Origin of the sequence: Weizmannia agrestimuris, from assembly GCF_943193165.1 — a bacterium.
Taxonomy (GTDB): domain Bacteria; phylum Bacillota; class Bacilli; order Bacillales; family Bacillaceae_C; genus Weizmannia; species Weizmannia faecalis.
Map to the genome: position 1 here is coordinate 1 of NZ_CALPDC010000039.1, position 18,311 is coordinate 18,311.

At 38.5% G+C, this 18,311-nt stretch carries 12 protein-coding genes and 1 CRISPR repeat array; of the genes, 2 read left to right on the forward strand and 10 right to left on the reverse strand.

From position 1 onward, the window contains the following. The first annotated feature begins 210 nt into the window (after window positions 1-210). A CRISPR array of direct repeats spans window positions 211-3,074; the repeat unit is 30 nt; unit sequence ATTTAAATACATCCAATGTTAAAGTTCAAC. A gap of 180 nt (window positions 3,075-3,254) precedes the next feature. The 10 genes from cas2 to NFR98_RS12610 form a co-directional block, all read right to left on the reverse strand. Then, complete coding sequence (gene cas2 / locus NFR98_RS12565) at window positions 3,255-3,548, reverse strand: CRISPR-associated endonuclease Cas2 (RefSeq protein WP_017554269.1); 294 nt, start codon at window positions 3,546-3,548, stop codon at window positions 3,255-3,257. Next, window positions 3,548-4,549 (reverse strand): type I-B CRISPR-associated endonuclease Cas1b, encoded by a 1,002-nt coding sequence (cas1b, locus tag NFR98_RS12570; protein ID WP_013860395.1) that lies wholly within the window; start codon window positions 4,547-4,549, stop codon window positions 3,548-3,550. Before cas1b ends, cas2 begins: the two co-directional genes overlap by 1 nt. Before the next feature lie 436 nt (window positions 4,550-4,985). Further along, on the reverse strand, window positions 4,986-5,480 hold the full coding sequence (gene cas4 / locus NFR98_RS12575; protein WP_017554267.1) for a CRISPR-associated protein Cas4: 495 nt from the start codon (window positions 5,478-5,480) through the stop codon (window positions 4,986-4,988). Beyond that, window positions 5,477-7,603: a CRISPR-associated helicase Cas3' gene (gene cas3, locus NFR98_RS12580; protein WP_251460227.1), complete on the reverse strand. Its 2,127-nt coding sequence runs from the start codon at window positions 7,601-7,603 to the stop codon at window positions 5,477-5,479. Before cas3 ends, cas4 begins: the two co-directional genes overlap by 4 nt. Window positions 7,604-7,635: 32 nt before the next feature. Next, window positions 7,636-8,022 (reverse strand): CRISPR-associated endonuclease Cas3'', encoded by a 387-nt coding sequence (locus NFR98_RS12585; RefSeq protein WP_251460229.1) that lies wholly within the window; start codon window positions 8,020-8,022, stop codon window positions 7,636-7,638. Between the two features lie 18 nt (window positions 8,023-8,040). Then, complete coding sequence (gene cas5b / locus NFR98_RS12590) at window positions 8,041-8,790, reverse strand: type I-B CRISPR-associated protein Cas5b (RefSeq protein ID WP_013860398.1); 750 nt, start codon at window positions 8,788-8,790, stop codon at window positions 8,041-8,043. A gap of 14 nt (window positions 8,791-8,804) precedes the next feature. Beyond that, complete coding sequence (locus NFR98_RS12595) at window positions 8,805-9,752, reverse strand: type I CRISPR-associated protein Cas7 (protein ID WP_013860399.1); 948 nt, start codon at window positions 9,750-9,752, stop codon at window positions 8,805-8,807. Beyond that, complete coding sequence (locus NFR98_RS12600) at window positions 9,736-11,634, reverse strand: hypothetical protein (RefSeq protein ID WP_251460231.1); 1,899 nt, start codon at window positions 11,632-11,634, stop codon at window positions 9,736-9,738. Before NFR98_RS12600 ends, NFR98_RS12595 begins: the two co-directional genes overlap by 17 nt. Before the next feature lie 154 nt (window positions 11,635-11,788). Next, window positions 11,789-12,496 (reverse strand): CRISPR-associated protein Cas6, encoded by a 708-nt coding sequence (locus NFR98_RS12605; protein ID WP_251460233.1) that lies wholly within the window; start codon window positions 12,494-12,496, stop codon window positions 11,789-11,791. A 605-nt stretch (window positions 12,497-13,101) separates the two neighbouring features. Further along, window positions 13,102-16,341 (reverse strand): DEAD/DEAH box helicase, encoded by a 3,240-nt coding sequence (locus NFR98_RS12610; protein ID WP_251460235.1) that lies wholly within the window; start codon window positions 16,339-16,341, stop codon window positions 13,102-13,104. 149 nt (window positions 16,342-16,490) lie between these two features. Between NFR98_RS12610 and NFR98_RS12615 the strand changes: the two genes are divergently transcribed. Together NFR98_RS12615 and NFR98_RS12620 are read left to right on the forward strand one after the other, a co-directional pair. After that, the gene (locus NFR98_RS12615; protein ID WP_061086396.1) at window positions 16,491-17,078 is read left to right on the forward strand and encodes a nitroreductase family protein; all 588 of its coding nucleotides are present in this window, start codon (window positions 16,491-16,493) and stop codon (window positions 17,076-17,078) included. Between the two features lie 258 nt (window positions 17,079-17,336). Continuing rightward, on the forward strand, window positions 17,337-17,831 hold the full coding sequence (locus NFR98_RS12620) for a DoxX family protein (protein ID WP_026684585.1): 495 nt from the start codon (window positions 17,337-17,339) through the stop codon (window positions 17,829-17,831). Window positions 17,832-18,311: the final 480 nt, after the last annotated feature.

Sequence of the window (18,311 nt, forward strand, 5' to 3'; positions counted from 1 at the left end):
CGGACCCAGCGATTTTCTTTATTTAATTTTCCACCGAATGGTAGAAAAAAATCTTCTACAAAAGTTAATTGATGTTCGGTCTTTTTGTACATCGTAACGGCCTCCAAGTGCAAGGTTTTTTACACGTTTCCTATAAAATCCTTACATTTTATATTCGACAAAAGTAGCCAAAATCCTTGCTAAATCTGGAATTTTTGTTTATTCAGCAAGCCTTAAATACATCCAAGGTTAAAGTTCAACCACTTTGGGATCTGCAATATAGCGTTGCCAGTCTGCGATTTAAATACATCCAAGGTTAAAGTTCAACATGAATTGTTTCATTAATATTACTGTTTCCATCTTCATTTAAATACATCCAATGTTAAAGTTCAACGATTGCCGTTTAGATAAACGACCGGCGCAGCAGAATTTAAATACATCCAATGTTAAAGTTCAACTTGGAAGTGGAAACTGATGGATAGTGTTAAATATATATATTTAAATACATCCAATGTTAAAGTTCAACAGGAATCGCTGAACTACTTTGGTTTAAACCAGACTAATTTAAATACATCCAATGTTAAAGTTCAACCGCCACGCGGGGCGCAGAGACGCTTGCGGAATACCATTTAAATACATCCAATGTTAAAGTTCAACGTTCACCGTATGGGTTAGGGTAACCCCCTAATCCACCTATTTAAATACATCCAATGTTAAAGTTCAACATTCCACTTTCTACACTGATAAAACTTTCATTACCTATTTAAATACATCCAATGTTAAAGTTCAACGCTAATTAAAGTAACTACGCCAGGGACGGGATTCGGATTTAAATACATCCAATGTTAAAGTTCAACTCTTAATCTGACACAGAAAAAACGCGTTTATATTTAATTTAAATACATCCAATGTTAAAGTTCAACCAAAATGCAGGAAATGCAGAAAATGCAGAGATTGCAATTTAAATACATCCAATGTTAAAGTTCAACGGCGATGGAATGCCTCGAAAGAAATATTTCAAAACATTTAAATACATCCAATGTTAAAGTTCAACTTCGCGTTGTTTGACCCGTTTGAAGAATCTTATCACATTTAAATACATCCAATGTTAAAGTTCAACACGGTATGGATTGAGGACATTCTCCAATGTGGCGAAATTTAAATACATCCAATGTTAAAGTTCAACCCCAGGCGGGTAACAGCGGATCATTCTTATTGCAATTTAAATACATCCAATGTTAAAGTTCAACCTAAGGGTTGGTATGGTCACGAGTCTCGTTGTCTTTATTTAAATACATCCAATGTTAAAGTTCAACTTTTGAACTAATTTCCAACATGAAATTTGACACCGATTTAAATACATCCAATGTTAAAGTTCAACACGTGACCTGCTCTTTTTTATTTTACCGGTGTTAAGTATTTAAATACATCCAATGTTAAAGTTCAACTATGATTGGGCACTTAGCAAAAATGGAAGGATTACATAAATTTAAATACATCCAATGTTAAAGTTCAACTACCGTTTTTATCACTATTTATTTTAACTTCTAACGATTTAAATACATCCAATGTTAAAGTTCAACGTTCCAAACGCTAGAAACATTAGACTTTACGCTATATTTAAATACATCCAATGTTAAAGTTCAACTTTTAAAAAATGGTTCAATCTCCAAACCTATCACATATTTAAATACATCCAATGTTAAAGTTCAACCCACGTTCCGACCGTTTTATAATCTGTTTGTATTCTATTTAAATACATCCAATGTTAAAGTTCAACGTGCCGTAAGGGCGACAATAATCCGCCATTGTGCAAATTTAAATACATCCAATGTTAAAGTTCAACACCACTACCCACAAAGCCCGTGTAAATCTGTATCAATTTAAATACATCCAATGTTAAAGTTCAACCGGGCTTATACTTGCCGCCGGAGGTGCCGCGGTGTAATTTAAATACATCCAATGTTAAAGTTCAACCGACTTTAATCTTAGATCCGTCTGCGGTTTTAGCTATTTAAATACATCCAATGTTAAAGTTCAACGACAAGCAATCAACTTAATGAGATAAGTGCATATAAATTTAAATACATCCAATGTTAAAGTTCAACTCTCCAAATTTTGATTTTTTATTAATGTATAACGCTATTTAAATACATCCAATGTTAAAGTTCAACTTTCATCTTTTGATGATGTTTCTTCATTTTCATCTTTATTTAAATACATCCAATGTTAAAGTTCAACAACTCGTCCTTGTACCGTTCATTAGATGCCACCTTTATTTAAATACATCCAATGTTAAAGTTCAACGCTGATTTCAGGTTTATCTAACTATATGCTTGGCTTATTTAAATACATCCAATGTTAAAGTTCAACATTAATCGGTACTAATGAAGGATTTATCGTACATTAATTTAAATACATCCAATGTTAAAGTTCAACACATGGGCAAACACTCCGAAAAAAGCAAAGTAAATAATTTAAATACATCCAATGTTAAAGTTCAACATTGTAAACGATGCCGGACTTTATTTTGGTAAATAATTTAAATACATCCAATGTTAAAGTTCAACGTCCTAAAATCGCACCTCCCGGACTCTTACGGATGTATTTAAATACATCCAATGTTAAAGTTCAACTAAAGATAACCATGTTGCCATCGTTGAACAGTAATCAATTTAAATACATCCAATGTTAAAGTTCAACGGTCCTGCACAATCTCCGGTGTGACGGCGACAATCTATTTAAATACATCCAATGTTAAAGTTCAACGCACTAACGATTTTTCCTGCTGCTTTACGTCCAACATTTAAATACATCCAATGTTAAAGTTCAACGATATAATCTATATGGGCATCATAATTTAACAGCTATTTAAATACATCCAATGTTAAAGTTCAACTAACCTTTACTTATATACACATAAAAACTACAGAATATTTAAATACATCCAATGTTAAAGTTCAACGCTATCGAAAAGTACCGCATGTTTTTGTTGTCCATATTTAAATACATCCAATGTTAAAGTTCAACATTTCTTTCAATACATTGTTTGCACCTCTAACTGTATTTAAATACATCCAATGTTAAAGTTCAACCCCAGTATTTTCAACACTTACTGCAAGTATACCTCAGCTAGAGACTTTGGTACAAGTGGATTGTTTGTTTTTTCCCAACCGTTATCGTTTTTTTGATATGTCCATCCAAATTCCCTCAGAAGCCTTTTATACCAAGTGATCGCCAGTTGTGCCGTATTTATTCGGTTGGGAAAAAGTGAGTCATAAAAATATCGATTCTCCATCTCCCGGGTTTTTGCCGATTGTTTCTTCATCAAAGTAGAACTCACTTAAAAACTTAACAATAGAAATGAAGTCTTCATCTTTATGAATTACTTTATTAAGCTCTTTTTTAAGAGAAATTAGCTGTGATGGTGTAATAGCACCGCGAAAAACAGATTTTTGATGATGATATAAATATTTTTTACAAATTTTAAAAACCTTTTGTACTCTTCTTTCGTTTATATCATAAAATAAAAATACATAGTTAAAATTAAGCGACTTTTTTGCCCCCACTATACCATCTCCTTTGCATTAAAAGGGATAAAGGGTTGATCCTCCAAAATATATTTAATTAATTTATAGGCATCCAACCGTATTGCTGTCTCTAATGTTACTTTTCTTTTAAGGCGCGGATGAAGAATTACACTCGATAACCTTTCTTCCAATGCTTCAATAAACACTTTTCTTCCGGCTTCATTTAATAACGCATAGTTCAAATCTTTGTCAAAATGCTTCCCGACCTGTAACTTCCGGTTATTTACAGTTTCAAAAATTGTTTTAAAAACAATAATTGGCTTAAACACCTCACATAAATCAAGTGACAAAGAAAATCTGCTCTCCCCAGGTTCATGCAAATAACTGATGGTTTGGTTTAAATGCGTACGGTATATCTGTGACAATGTTTTACTATATAAAATAGTATTTCCAAAAGAAATTAAGGCATTTATCGGATTATCCGGAGGCCTTCGTACACGCTTATTCATTACAAAACTTTCAGGTAAAAACAGGTGAAAAGTACCATAAAAATTCCGCCAAATTTCTCCTTCAATAAATAATATTTGTTTGATTGAAATTTCTTTTTTTAGTAGCTTTGGTACTTCTTTTTTAAGCCAATCAAGGTAAGGCTTCAAATCCGTTTTTCCATGCTTATAATAATGATACAAAACATAATGGATATTTTTCGCTATCCCGTTTACAATTGACTTAGCAACATCCAATCTTTTCGTCTCAAATAACTTTGCCTGCATTACTGTTAATTTCCCACTTACGAGCTGCTCTTTCGGATAAAAAGTGCCGGCATACTGTTGATAATAATTAAAAAAATGAACAATGACACCAGCGTTAGATAAAAAATGAAATAGTTTGCTATTCAAAGATATTTCATTTAAACAATAGATTTCTCTTACACTTTCAATAGGAATATAGGTATGGCCCCGTTCATTTTTAAAAACAAGTGAGTTATCTTTCTTTTTAAGCTCTCCCATGCTAAGTAAATATTTTGTAGATTTTCTCATTTCCCCCTCGTCTCCTTAAAGCAGATTTGCTTACAAATCAGATTTTAACTTGTCCGTCATTCGTTTCAAATAGCAGAATAATTGACTCTCTTCTATACACTGAAGGAAACAGATTTTGAAAGAAAGATTTCCTTCGCTTCCTAAAAATAGCTGTAAATGCCCACTTATAATTCCGCAAGATTTAGGACAATTATTTAGGGCTTGCTGAACGAATCCGATTTTGAGTTTGTCTGCAAACTCTGTCTCAAAATATAGCAGAATTTTTTTGCGAAAATTGTTGATTTTATCTTCTCCATACGACGAATTGACTTTCGAGTGCAAGCTTTTCACTGGATATGTTGTAAAATCCTAGTATTTAAATGGTGCCAAAGCTGACAGCAACCTTTCTAAATCCAGGCATTTTACTTATTCAGCAAGCCCTACTTATTGAACAAGTCTACACATAACAGTACTCAAAATATGCACATTTCTTGCACTTTTTGTCATTGAGGGGAGCTATTGGATATTCTTGCTCGAGATACGTATTCATATCCTTTAAAATTTTTTCTAGTTGTGTCTCCATCTCTTCATTCAGTTCAACATAAATCACTTTGTGGTTTTGTTTATTTTTTTCTTCAAAAGTAATCTTCCCTTGCTTCTCAATCCCCTTATCTTTTAATACTTTAAGATAATAGAGAACCTGCCATCTCACTGCTTCCACATCTGCATCGGATTTCTTCATTTCCACGAGATACTTATCTGTAATCTTATCCACTTTAATATTCTCGATCAGCACTTCGGTATTTCTTTTTTCCTGAAGTTTAAGTTCATGAAGTACTTTTCCGATACGGACGTTCTCACTGTTGTCCTCCATGTTCACCCTGTTTGCAAATAACCAGCACTGACGTTTGCAATGGAAATAATAGTTGACCATTGTTCCCGTAATATTCATATGAAAATATCCTCACTCGTCTTTTGATATTTTTGCGGGTTAAACCGCTGCATGTGTGTAAAAGGATCAATTTCCATATACAATTCCCCTTTTTCAACAAAATAAAGATTGCCAAGTTGGTCGTCATTTATAACAGGTTCACCAAAAATATTAAATGTAAAGTAATCCATGATTTGCCGCAGTTCGGATAATTTTACTTGGCGTTCAGCATAGTCCAGTTGACTGTCTTTTAAAACACTTTTGTATTGGTTCCATATTTCTCTTCCGTCTACTTTCTCCTGATTATCAAGCTCCAGCAAATATGCAATAAATAATGTATTGGTCTGTTGTTCGATAAGTTTCATTTGATCTGCTACCCCGCCAAAATTTAGGCTTTGAACCATATAGAGAAAATGTTCGATGTTATGATTATTCCTTTCCTGGCTTGTTTCTATCAATCTGCGAAAGACATTTTGATAAAAGCGATGAAAATCTTTATTGATCAAGTCATTTTGATATTCACGATCCCGCAAATCTTTTTCAAGACGGTAGTCATTACTGTTTTTCAATTTTTTTGAGACATCATCCAATAAAAAGAAGTAGGCATGGCAATCCTCCCTCAGGCAGGATCTGTTGATTCTTCCGAGCAGCTGCTCATCACTATCCAATGTTGAAATGTTTTTAAACCCGATATCCATATCAATATCCACCCCGGCCTCTACTACCTGGGTCGCAATTAAAATCACATCCTGTAATTGAAATACTCCTTCTTCTTTTTTATTTATCGCTTCAATTACTTTTTTTCTGTAATAGCTATGGTCGTCCCCGGTCAACAGTATGACAGGCCGCTTCTTTTCATATTTTTCAAGAATCCGGCGATGAAATTCACGGGCGGACCGTTTTGTTACAAATTCAAAAAGGATTCGTTTCGGCCCTTTTTCAATAATCAGTTGGTCGAGGAACTCTTCCAATTCATCTAAATCCATCGTTCCTTTCTCTAAAAGTTCGAAATGAACGTGAACCCGGTCCTTAAAAATGGGATTTTCATAATATTTTCTGGCATTTGGCAAAAGTTCAGCTGCTACTTCTTTTCCATGCAGGAGCAACCGGTCTAGCTTTGGCAAAGTGGCTGACATAATAATGATTTTCATATTTAACAGTTCACTTAAAGACTCCAGGAAATGAATAATTTCTATCCACCGATCATTCCGGTAAGACTGAATTTCATCTAAAATGACAACACTATTACAAAGATGGACAAATGGCAAATTGGATTCACGCCCCTGTCCGAAAAGATAATTAAAAAAATTAACATGGGAAGTGACCGTGATCGGATACTGCAACATCTGCCGCATAAGCACTTCTTCTTTTAAATCTATTGGTTTTTCTCCATGATTCCGCTTGTCTTCTTTTGTAATAATGGGTGTTACTGAATTTACCACTTTTATGGGGACTTTTGTCTGAAAGTCGTCCGGAAAAACCTGGTCTAAACTGGCCTTTGTCTGCTCTACTAAAGTATTAAACGGAAATACATAAATTATTTTATTCAGCGACTGACCACTTTCCAGTAACCTTAAAGCAAGGTTAATTGACATATTTGTTTTCCCGCTGCCGGTCGGGCTCTCAAGATAGAAAATATTTTTATCCAGTCGATTAAGCAGTTGTGTTTCAGCTTCCAAAAAAATTTGGGACCTGAGCGAATTGATGGGGATATTATCAAAGCTGGAAGGATCTTGTTGAAAGCGCCGAATACCTTTTAATACTTCCGTATCTTCATATGTTTTTCTTAAGTCCTTAATGTGATGCTCTGTCAAAAAACGAAAGCCGGGTTTCTGGCCTCCGACATTATACGTATAAGTTGCATAAAAGTCGCATGCTACAAGTGCAGAGTAAAACAATTTCATTAAGATATAGAATGAAAAAGGTTCGTGGCTGTCCTGTTCTCTTTGGTAGTCCTCTACACCAGTAAGATCAAATTCGGCAAATTTTTTTGCCTCCCGATAAAATTGAATATAGTACGGATGTCGTTGGACACGGCTGCAAAGTTCCTCCAGTGCATCAAAATATTTATCATCGCTTACATTTTCTAGATAAGTATGGTGTCTTGATATCAAATAGGTAAAGCAATACAATACATGTGCCATAAAGGCTTGGTAATTTCTTGGAACCTTTTCTTCTATTTCTGAATAAAAATATCTAAAAACAGTAACGAAGAAAGCAACGAATGTTTTGAATCCATTTCTTTTTTTTGAATATCAACTTGCTCATTTTTCATTTTCTTACTTTGAAATGCCGGATTAATTTTTCCAAGGTCATGCAGATAAATTCCTTGATAAAACCATTCCGTGACCAAAGATTGCAGTGTTTCTGGCAAAGACTCACCTTTAAAACGCAAAGCATTAATACACCTCTCTACAGCCTCCTTCAATCCGTTTTCTTCTTCCAACAAATGCACAAAATCCATCACCAGCTTGGAATGCTCTTCCAATGTTTCAGGTTTTGCTCCTCCAATATGGGCCAATATTGGAGGAGCAGCATCTATATATTCTCTAATACGACGCAATGCCGCTCCCCTCCTCGATTAAAAGAAAAATAAATTTTTTTCTTCGGCACAATAAATTACATTGCTATTTTGTATCTTATTTACAACTTGATTTGTAAAAAACATTTGTTCAAAAACATAACTATTTAATATATCATCCATTTTAATAGGCAAAAACTCCTGATATAGATAAGGCTCCGTTCTGCTTCTTCCAAGGTCTACCCCCTTAGAACAAAATAAAGAATCGATACATGAACCCGGTGCCCATGCGTTTTCCAGTTCAACTTCACGTACTTTAGTAATAGAAGCCGGATGATCATTTTTTCCCAAATAAGGTAGATATACTGATTGATGGGATTTTAAGCGGTTAAAAAGTTCCATGCAAATCTCAGTTCCGTCATCCAGCAAATAAACAGTCCAATGTGGATTTTCTAGCCATTGTTCCTTTATAATAAGGTTCTGCCCCTGTTCAAAACTGGCATATCCAACACTATTATTAAAAACCTGGATTTTTTTAGAGAAATAACCCCGGTCTCCATGTGGTACTATGCTTACTTTTAAATCCTTCAGTTTTTCATAAAACTCAGGATACCGGTTTGCCTCATTATCGCCATTCGCTTTTATATCACGGCTTTGTGCTTCATAACCTTTAAGCCCGAGAATCGCCCCAAGCATTCCTAGAAGAGCGATCTTGTGAATGTGGCTGTAAGTAAAATAAATATTGGCATTCACGTCGGGTTTTTTAAAAAAGGCAGTTCTCCCCCTCAATTCAAATGCGAGCGCTCTCAATATTCCCACATCCTTTACAACTGCTCAAAGGTATAGATGTTTTTTTCTGCAAATAAATTTGTTTCTTTTTTCACAGCAATTCTTACAGGATTATAAAATACTTCAATCAATTCTATGTCGTCACCAAATTGGGAGAGAAATTGTTCTAAGGCCACCAAATTATAAATGATTTGGCTGCCTTCCTTCCAAACTTCCACATAACTGTCCAACTGCGGCAAAAACAGTTCACTACCCTCACGGCAAGTCACAAAAAGGGCCAGTTCGTTTTCACAGCCTGCTTTACTGTTTGTGTTTAACGCTGTCGCACCGCGCAGAAGTCCTTCCTTTAATTTTTCGTATGCTTCGATAGTATAGCCCTCAAATCCATCGAGAAGGGAAATATACTCATCATAATGATTATAATTTACGCTAAACGGATAGACGTAATGGGCTTCATTACTGACAATTTTTTTACCGAGAGAAGAGGCATCCGCATCAGACTTATTCGCGTTACGGAAAGGTGATAAAATATCCTGAATTTCCACATTTGTGTCTTCGTATTTATTTAGGCCCTGTCCAATCTGAACCGCACCGGTCAGACCAATATTTTGTTTTTTAACGGCGAAAGTAGCTCCGAAATTCATTACATCAACAGCGGAAAAAAGATTTTTCAGCACTTCTTTAGAAGGTGTTTTGTCAGTCAACTCAGTTTGGAATACTTCCTGATACCGCTCTGTCAAATCTTTTGGCTGCAGTTTTGCTTTGTCCCCACCTTTATCCTGAACAATATAAGATTTATAATAAAGCACCTTGTCACCTTGATTCACCCAGTACCGTTTAATACTATATTTCAGTGCCTTGTCACTGCCAAACACAATTCCTGTACTGGTTGTCTTGGGCCGACCTGTAAAATCTGCATTCCAGTTCGACATATATGCGCCAATTCCGGCAATCCCATAAATTCTTTTATTTAGCTTCGCCATCTTGTTTGTCCCCCTCTTTTTTATTTGATTGCAGTAGCAAATTTTTCCCAATTAAGCCCGCGAACAAATAGTCCTTGTTCGTCTCGTCTATCCTTTCTCTAGAAGTTAAATAGCCAAGCACCATAGACATTGCATTTTTAACAGTCATATAATTAAATTTAATTGCATGGCTGTATGTTTCAAATAAATCTCTTAAATGTCGTTTTAATTGATTGGCATATTTTATCTGCATGATCGGTTCCGCCATCCCGAAGTTTTTGTCTTTCGCCTCGGATTGGAAAAGCAAATAATACCCCAGTTGCCCGGCAAGAAAATAAAATTCCGGATCACTTTCGCATTCTACAAATGTTTCTTTATCTTTTAGTTTTATACTTAATTTTTCATATAATGCTTTTGTAGTTTCAGCCAAAATGCTCCCCTCCTCATATCCTATGAATTTCATTAAAGCTGTCCGCAACAAAAAGGCTTCGGCCGTTTTTTTGAAATTAAGCCCTTTACTCGTTTTGCATATTTGTATTTCTATAAGCTGCCGTGAAAACTTTTTTATAAACGGCTTGATTGTTTGATTTGTTCCTTTAAAGATAAAGTCATACAATGCTTGCCTTGCCATGACATAAATCGTCTGCATTTCCCCCGGAAATTCATTTTCTTTTACTTTCGGGATGTCCGAATTAAAAAATCCGTATTTTAAATAATTATTAAAAAACAACTCATTGATCTGGTGGTACAATTGTCCTGTTGATTGAATTGGGTCATAATATTTAACATATTTTTGGGCGTTATCTTTTTCTTCAATTTGCAAAAAGTTTTCAATTTCAATTAACAGTTTTTCCCTGTTTTTAAATGGCACTTGTTCAAAATATTCAATGCTTCCATTTTTATCCAAGCGCATATGAATGCTTCCAGGATCTCGCCGAAGCCACCTCTCCCTGTCAATTGCAAAAGGATTACTGCCCGGCAGTATATATTCTTTAAATTTCCCTTGTTGCTCCAACCATTTAGAAAGATCTTTAATCACAAGTGCCTCCTCGACTGTCACACGGGTCGGCACCTTTGCTTTCATCGATTTTAGTTCTAAAAAAGGTTTTTTTGCATTCATATTCACGTCATACGCTGGCAAACCCAAGATTTTCCCGTGATTAAGCTGATTATAATCATTTACATTAAAGATTCTTGGAAGTACATATATTTGGTATTCTTTCCGATAAATATCCTCATCAGCATCAAAAAAAATTTTGATATAGTTATCAATCTTATTTTCACGGATAATCTCTTGAATGATTAATAAAAATTGATCGAAATATTGTCTCCAAAAGTCTTGGACTTTCTGGTAAAGTTGTTTACGAGTTTCGGAGTGCAGATATTCAACTAATTTACCGTATTCCTTTTTAAAAAAACCCTGTCTCTCCGCTAATTCAACAGATTTCTTATTTTTACTTTTTGATTGCAGCGGATACAAATCAAATAGTTTTTCCCCTGCTTTAGGTAAATAATCTGTATAAAACTTTTCCAAATGCGGGTATATTTCCGAAACCGGAAATTTTGCTTCCTTGTCCATAATAATATTTGACTTTACAAACAAGGTTAAGCCATTGGTATTATGAAACTTTTTTTGGTTATCCACAGCTTTATTGGTGCTATCATACAGCAGAGAGCTGTAATAATCCCTAATCTTAAACCACTTTACAATATCTTTTTTTGCGGCTCCAACTTCTTCTTTCTTTCGAATGATAACATATTCAAGATTTGCAAGATTTTCTTCCAGCGTCCGATCTAAAAAAAGGCGAAAATAGGCTCCTTCTTTTAGATCATAGTTGTCCAAAATTAGGCCTGGGTGCTCATTTAACTCCTCAAAAAATTTGGGTACAAGATCTTTTAGCATTATTCTCCCCCTTTCCATAACCTTCTCACGATTGAAAATGTTAGATTGCTATGATTATTGCTTCAGCTATGGAAGCAAAGCAGGCTAACCCATCAGTTTCTGAAGTCAATCGGATAATTCATGGCAAAAAGCACGCCTTGTCTCGTCGTTGTCCTCAGTTTAATTTTAAAAAATTCGCAAAGCAAAACGAAGTACCGAGAGAACTTCCTTTCTCTAGCAAACCTGCCCCCAAAACAGTAAAAGCCAGTTTTTGAGATGCCTCATCCGAATTAACAAAAATCCTTGCTTTATGTCCAAGCAATCGGATGTTTTTATAAGTCATCGCAATCGGTTTACGGTTTGTAATTTCCACCCTTTGTACAAACTGGGAGCAATTGAGCTCTTCTTTGTAAAACGTTTTATATTTTTTTTCTGCATTCATATGCATTCTTTCCATTAATAATCCAATACTGTGTTGATTTGGCATCCATGGTTTGTTGTCAATCGTGGCAATAAATGGTGTAATCGTAACCAATTCTGTTATCGGCTTATATGCCACTCGTTTCTTTTCTGTCGCAAGCACTTGGAACGTTTCGCTGCTAACTTCCTTCATGCAAGAAATCAGCGAAGTAATCATTTTTTCATCCAATGAGCGGATACGGAAAACATAGACCTTTCCCGCTTTATATAATTTTGACTGCGTTTCAACAGGATAAAGGCCTGAAAAGACATATAGTTTCGGCCTTCTCTCTTCATGAAATTTCTTTAATCCTTCTTCTAAAAGCATGCTTTGATTGATAAATTTCCCAAGTGTTTCTTGCAATTCAACAGCACGAATATTCCTTTTTAGTAGCGTAGTAACAATGTATTCAGTATAATTCATTTTCTCACCACCTTTCCAATTTTCGATTAACTATAATGGTATTTTAAACCACTTCAAAAAAATTGTAAAGGGGTTATTTAATAAAAATATACTTGATAAATGTATGTGAATAATTGACATTTACTTTCATGCCGCTATCCAGTAGAATAATGTTATCGTCTTGAACCATAACCTTTTATGTATTTAAACAGTATTTTTTTTATTAACTAACAATATTGTTGAACTTTAACACTTTGTGTATGGAAGCCGCTCGCAACAACAGGTAGCCTAAAAAAATTGCATTTCATTCCAAGAATGGTTCTCCCTCATCCCAAAACCCCCCGCAGCCAAATAACTGCGGGGGTTTTTCTTACATATCGGTCGCCACCAGGCTGGGAAAGTTCCAACCAGGTAATTCTCTTTTATACACCCGGCCATCCCACGGGGAAGGAAAAGTCTCGCAATCGGGAGGCCTGAAGCATCCTTGCTATCCTTGCTGAAAGTCCCGAAGTTTTAATTCTCGGCTAGCTGCTTGGATTTTCAGAAATGCCGATCTTTGAGGGTTCAAAGTCTCCTTACATACCGGTCCCCACCAGGCCGTAAATGCAAATGCCACAGCATTTCCTTTACATGCCTAGCAGTTCTTTAATTTCCTCTTCATTCAGGCTGTTCAGCATGGTTTCGCCCGGCTGGATGACTTGTTCGATCAGTTCTTTCTTTTTCTGCTGGAGTTCGTATATTTTTTCCTCGATGGTGCCGCGGGCGATCAGGCGGATGACCTGGACAACGTTTTTCTGGCCGATGCGGTGGGCGCGGCCGGCTGCCTGTTCTTCAACAGCCGGGTTCCACCACAAATCATACAGCACAACAGTATCGGCGCCGGTCAGGTTCAAGCCGGTACCACCGGCCTTGAGCGAAATCAAAAAGACATTTTTCTCGCCGCTGTTAAACCGGTCTGCCATTTCGACCCGCTCCCGTGACGGCGTCTGGCCATCAAGATAAAAAGAATCGATGCCCTCGTCAGAAAGCCGCGTCCGGATCATCTGGAGCATGCTGGAAAACTGTGAAAAAATCAGCAGCCGCTTCCCGTTTTCAATCGCCGTATGCGCCAATTCAACGAGCTGCTCAAGTTTCCCGGAGTCGCCCTGGTAATTTTCCACAAACAGCGACGGATGGCAGCACAATTGGCGCAGACGGGTAAGCCCCGCCAGAATCTTAATCCGGTTCCGGTTAAAATCCCCTTCAGCCAGCGTTTGGGCTGTTTCATGCCGGATTCTGTCCAAATACGCCAGATAAAGCTCTTTTTGCGGTTTCGTCAGCTCGGACAAATGATTGGTTTCAATTTTATCCGGCAGCTCCTTCAATACATCTTTTTTGACGCGTCGCAAAATGAACGGCCGCACCATCCGCGAAATTTTTTCCTGCTCCATTTTCCGGAATTCAGGCAGCGGCGGGAAAAAGCCCGGGAGAACCGCCTGAAAAATCGACCATAGTTCATCAATGGAATTTTCAATCGGCGTGCCGCTTAACGCAAATCTTCTCCCCGCCTGCACATTCCGGACGGCGGCGGCTGTTTTTGTCGCATAGTTTTTAATCGCCTGGGCCTCATCCAAAATCAAAGTATCGAATTCAATCTTTTCGTACTCCTCGATATCCTGGCGCAGCGTCGGGTACGAGGTGATCAACACATCCGGCAGCTCGCCCGCTTCAAAAAAGGCTTTCCGCTCGGAAGGCGTGCCGGCAATAACCATCGACGAGAGCCCCGGTGCAAATTTTTCAATCTCGCTTTTCCAATTGTAAATAAGGGATGCCGGCGCCACAACCAAAAACGGCTTGATATCCGGATTCGCTTCTTTTTCTGATAACATGTAAGAGATGCTCTGCAATGTTTTCCCGAGCCCCATGTCATCAGCCAGAATCCCGCCAAGACGGTAAAAGGCGAGCGACTTGAACCATTGAAACCCGGTCACCTGATAATCACGCATCTTTGCCTCAAGCCCTTTTGGCAGTTCGAAATCCGTATCTTCCGGATTTTTCAGCTGCTGGACGAGCTTCCGGAACGCTTTGCCGAATTTAACAGCATATTTATCACGCGTCTTCATCAGCTCTTCCACCTGGAGCCCGCGGTAAACCGGAACTTTCAGGCGGGTGTCTTCAAGCTCTTTCTTCGAGACATGCAGTTCGCCAAGGAGCTGCCCGATATGTTCGAATTCATCGCTTTCGAGGGAGACAAAAGCCCCGTCCGGCAGCCGGTAATACCGTTTTTTCTCGATCACGGACCGGAGCACATTGCGGATCTCTTCTTCATCAATGCCGTCCATGTCGAAATTGACTTCCAGAAAATTTCCGCTCGTATCCATATCCACCGATGTAAGCGGCGTGTAGTGGCTCGTCTGGAAATACGATTTGATGGCGCCTGCAATATACACTTCCGCTTCCTCTTCAAGCTGCGGAAGAATAGTAAAAATAAATTCGTACAACGCTTCTTCATCGTTTTCCAAATACAGCTGTTTGCCGTTGTATTTGAGCGGCGACTGTTCGATCATCGTCATGATTTTCTGCTCTTTTTCCACATCACGCAGCAAAATCTTATCATCATCCGGCGTTTCTTCGTCCATAAACGGATCAATGACACGGGAGCCGTAATGATGTTCAATCCGCAGCGTAATCTTTTCGTCTTCGTTGTCCATAAAAATTTTCGTTTGTAGTTTTGGCTGGACGATTTTCCCTTTAATGTCTTTTGTCAGCTTTACTTTTCCGATCCGCTTCAGGCCTGGCAACACATTGGAAAGGAACGGGCTCATCTGCTCTTGCTGGATCTCTACTTCATCGCCACTTTTCTTGTAAAAATCTTCAAGTGCCGTTAAAAGAGCAAGCTGGTCCGTGGACAGCTCATAAAAACCCCCTTTGTAAAATGCAAGCCCGTATTGTTCAAATAAAAGCAGGTCCCTTAAGCTCTTCAGCTGCAGTAAAAAGCCCGGGCCACCCTGGCTGTTGCCGTCAAGCCGGAAAGAAAGCGGTAGTTCTTCTTCCTGATGCAAGACAATCGAATCTGCCGCGTAACGTTCATATTTGAATTTGCATTTGCGGTTTGCCAGTTTCTTTATAAGTGGCCTTGCGATAAACGGCGGAATGACCAGTTCCCGCTCCAATGCAAATCTGTACCAACGATCCATGGAAGCCTCGTACAATTGCTGGGTGGACAGCATATAAAGCAGCATCTCCACAATTTCCTTATCTTCTTCTTCGAACGCATGTTCATCCGGATCATAAATGAAGTTTTTTGTAAATGCATGCGGGTTCCCGCGGCTGACATTGCCGAGGAAATCTTTTATGTCGCGGACCACATATGTCCGGCCGGGCCCGATTTTAATTTCAATGGTTAAAAAGTGGTCAGAGCCAAAGCCGGAAACGTTCGTAGCTTTTAAAAAATATTCAAGACGGAGTGGCTTTCTCGCGGCATTGTGTTTTGTTTCCATCATGCTTTGTTGAAGGCCGGAAAAAATATTCATCAATTGTAAAGTTTTCATATGCTGGTGCGTCTCCGAAACATCGCCAATATTCGGTTCTGCCACCTCTTCCTCCCCATTTGCAATCGCAAGCATGGCCGCTACTTCATGCTTGCACTCGCCGTATTGTTCATGTGCCGGGCATGTACATACGTTTGAAAATTCCCCGAATTCCTCGTCATAGTAAATAGTGACGTAATAGGTTTTGGACCCTTTTACGATTGCCGTCCAGGTGGAGTCTTTATCAAAAATCAATTTTTTGACCCGGCCCTGCATATAATAACTCATTCCCCGATGGAAAATAGCAGGGGAATACATCATCTCGACATCTTCTTCGAAAAGCAAATAATCAACCAATTCAGATCATCCTGTTCGTATTTTCTCCTAGGTCTATTATACAATATATAGGTGCACAAATACATTTTTCGTCCGAGTTGAATCGTTTGTAGATCGGGTTGAACTATTTTAATATAAAAAAGATACGACATCAATAAGGAGGAGTCCCCATGGTAAAAACATTATCGCCGCGGGAAGCGCAATATGATATCGATCCAGTCTATTTGGAAAGATGGTCACCGCGTTCTTTTTTGGAAAAAGAAGTACCGGAAGAGGTGCTTTTGAGCCTGTTTGAAGCAGCACGCTGGGCGCCGTCCGCTTATAACCATCAGCCTTGGCGCTTTATTCTTGCACGTACAAAGGAAGACAGGGAAAAAGTTCTGTCGTTTCTCGGGGAATACAACCGGATGTGGTGCAAGAACGTCCCCGTTTTTGCGCTTATTCTCTCGAAAACAGAAAATGAAACCGGCCCGATCCGTTCGCATGCTTTTGATGCAGGGGCCGCGTGGGGATACCTCTCCCTTGAAGCCGTCAGAAAAGGGCTCGCTACGCATCCGATGACAGGCTTTGATTTTGAAAAAGCACGTGAAGTATTGAACATCCCGGCTGATTATGCAATTGATGCCCTTATTGCCATCGGATACCGGGGTGAAAAAGAGGCGCTGCCTCCTTCCCTGCAGGAAAGAGAGACGCCTTCTGCACGCAGGCCTGTGAAAGAATCGGTTTTCGAAGGAAGTTTTGGAAATCCGGTAAAATAAGGAACCGGAGCATGATCAAAACGGCAACGGACCTTGGGTAAGCGGTTTGCGAATGGAAAGGGAAGGAAACGAATCAAAGCGGTAAGCTTGGCTTGCCGCTTTTTTAATGTTTTGTTCACAAATGTGAAATATATCACAAATTCTTGACAACTGTCCGGAATCCATTGTAATTCCGTTGCAAACGCTGTATTCTAAAAATGTAAGATATGTGAAGAATTTCACATGTTATCATCATTTATCCTAAGGGAGATGTTAAAAATGAAATGGTATCATGATTCCAAAGTCAGCATTATCTGGGCAATCATCCGTATTTGGCTCGGCATTCAATGGCTTGAAGCAGGTTTGCATAAATTGACGGGAGGGTTTGATGCTGCTGGATTTTTAAAGGGGGCACTGGCAAAAACGGCTGGCGAAAATGCCGAAGTTCAAGGCTGGTACGCAGCGTTCCTCACCCATTTTGCCATACCGAATGTCCATGTTTTTAATGTGCTGATCCCTTATGGGGAAGTACTAGTTGGCCTCGGCCTGATCATCGGGCTGGCAACCATCCCGGCTTTAATTGCAGGCGCGTTTATGAACCTGAACTTTATGCTTGCCGGCACAACGAGCACCAACCCGGTCCTTTACACCGTCGCCATCATTCTGCTGTTTACAGGCAGTGCATCTTACTACTGGGGACTTGACCGTATCGCCATCCCGGCAATAAAAAATTATTTCCAAAACCGGGCCCATAAACCACGTCCTGCCCATTAACCGGTTCATATTAAAGCAAACCTTTTGCGGGTTTGCTTTTTCATTTTGGCTTTAAACTGTTTAATTCCGCATGCAAGGGGAAAAGTACAAACATACGAAAAAAGAAGGGATGTGGTGGATCATGAAAAAATCGATGGCCATGACAGCAGTCGCTTTAGGTGCTGCCTACTTGTTGCGGAATAAAAGATCACGCAGCAAACTGATGAACCAACTGTCAAATTTTGCAGGCGCGAAAAAATAAAAAATCCCGGCCTCCCAAAAACGGGAGCCGGGGTTTTTTATGCAGCCGGTTCACATTCCTGACCGGGACTTTTATACTCGTGTCTCCACCGGTCTAAAACATACAACGTTTACATCTGCCAAAGGCGGTTAAAATTTCCAAAACCAGGTGAAATTCTCGTCTCCCGCCGGCTTAAAATATCCCGCGTTTACATCTACAAAGCTGGTTCGAGTTTCCAAACAAATAATTTTATGATCATT

Excerpts from the sequence above, each read along its gene's own strand:
- cas1b (WP_013860395.1), bottom strand. The coding sequence starts at position 4,549 with ATGAGAAAATCTACAAAATATTTACTTAGCATGGGAGAGCTTAAAAAG.
- cas4 (WP_017554267.1), bottom strand. The coding sequence starts at position 5,480 with ATGAATATTACGGGAACAATGGTCAACTATTATTTCCATTGCAAACGT.
- cas3 (WP_251460227.1), bottom strand. The coding sequence starts at position 7,603 with ATGGCACATGTATTGTATTGCTTTACCTATTTGATATCAAGACACCAT.
- NFR98_RS12595 (WP_013860399.1), bottom strand. The coding sequence starts at position 9,752 with ATGGCGAAGCTAAATAAAAGAATTTATGGGATTGCCGGAATTGGCGCA.
- NFR98_RS12600 (WP_251460231.1), bottom strand. The coding sequence starts at position 11,634 with ATGCTAAAAGATCTTGTACCCAAATTTTTTGAGGAGTTAAATGAGCAC.
- NFR98_RS12605 (WP_251460233.1), bottom strand. The coding sequence starts at position 12,496 with ATGAATTATACTGAATACATTGTTACTACGCTACTAAAAAGGAATATT.
- NFR98_RS12615 (WP_061086396.1), top strand. The coding sequence starts at position 16,491 with ATGGTAAAAACATTATCGCCGCGGGAAGCGCAATATGATATCGATCCA.
- NFR98_RS12620 (WP_026684585.1), top strand. The coding sequence starts at position 17,337 with ATGAAATGGTATCATGATTCCAAAGTCAGCATTATCTGGGCAATCATC.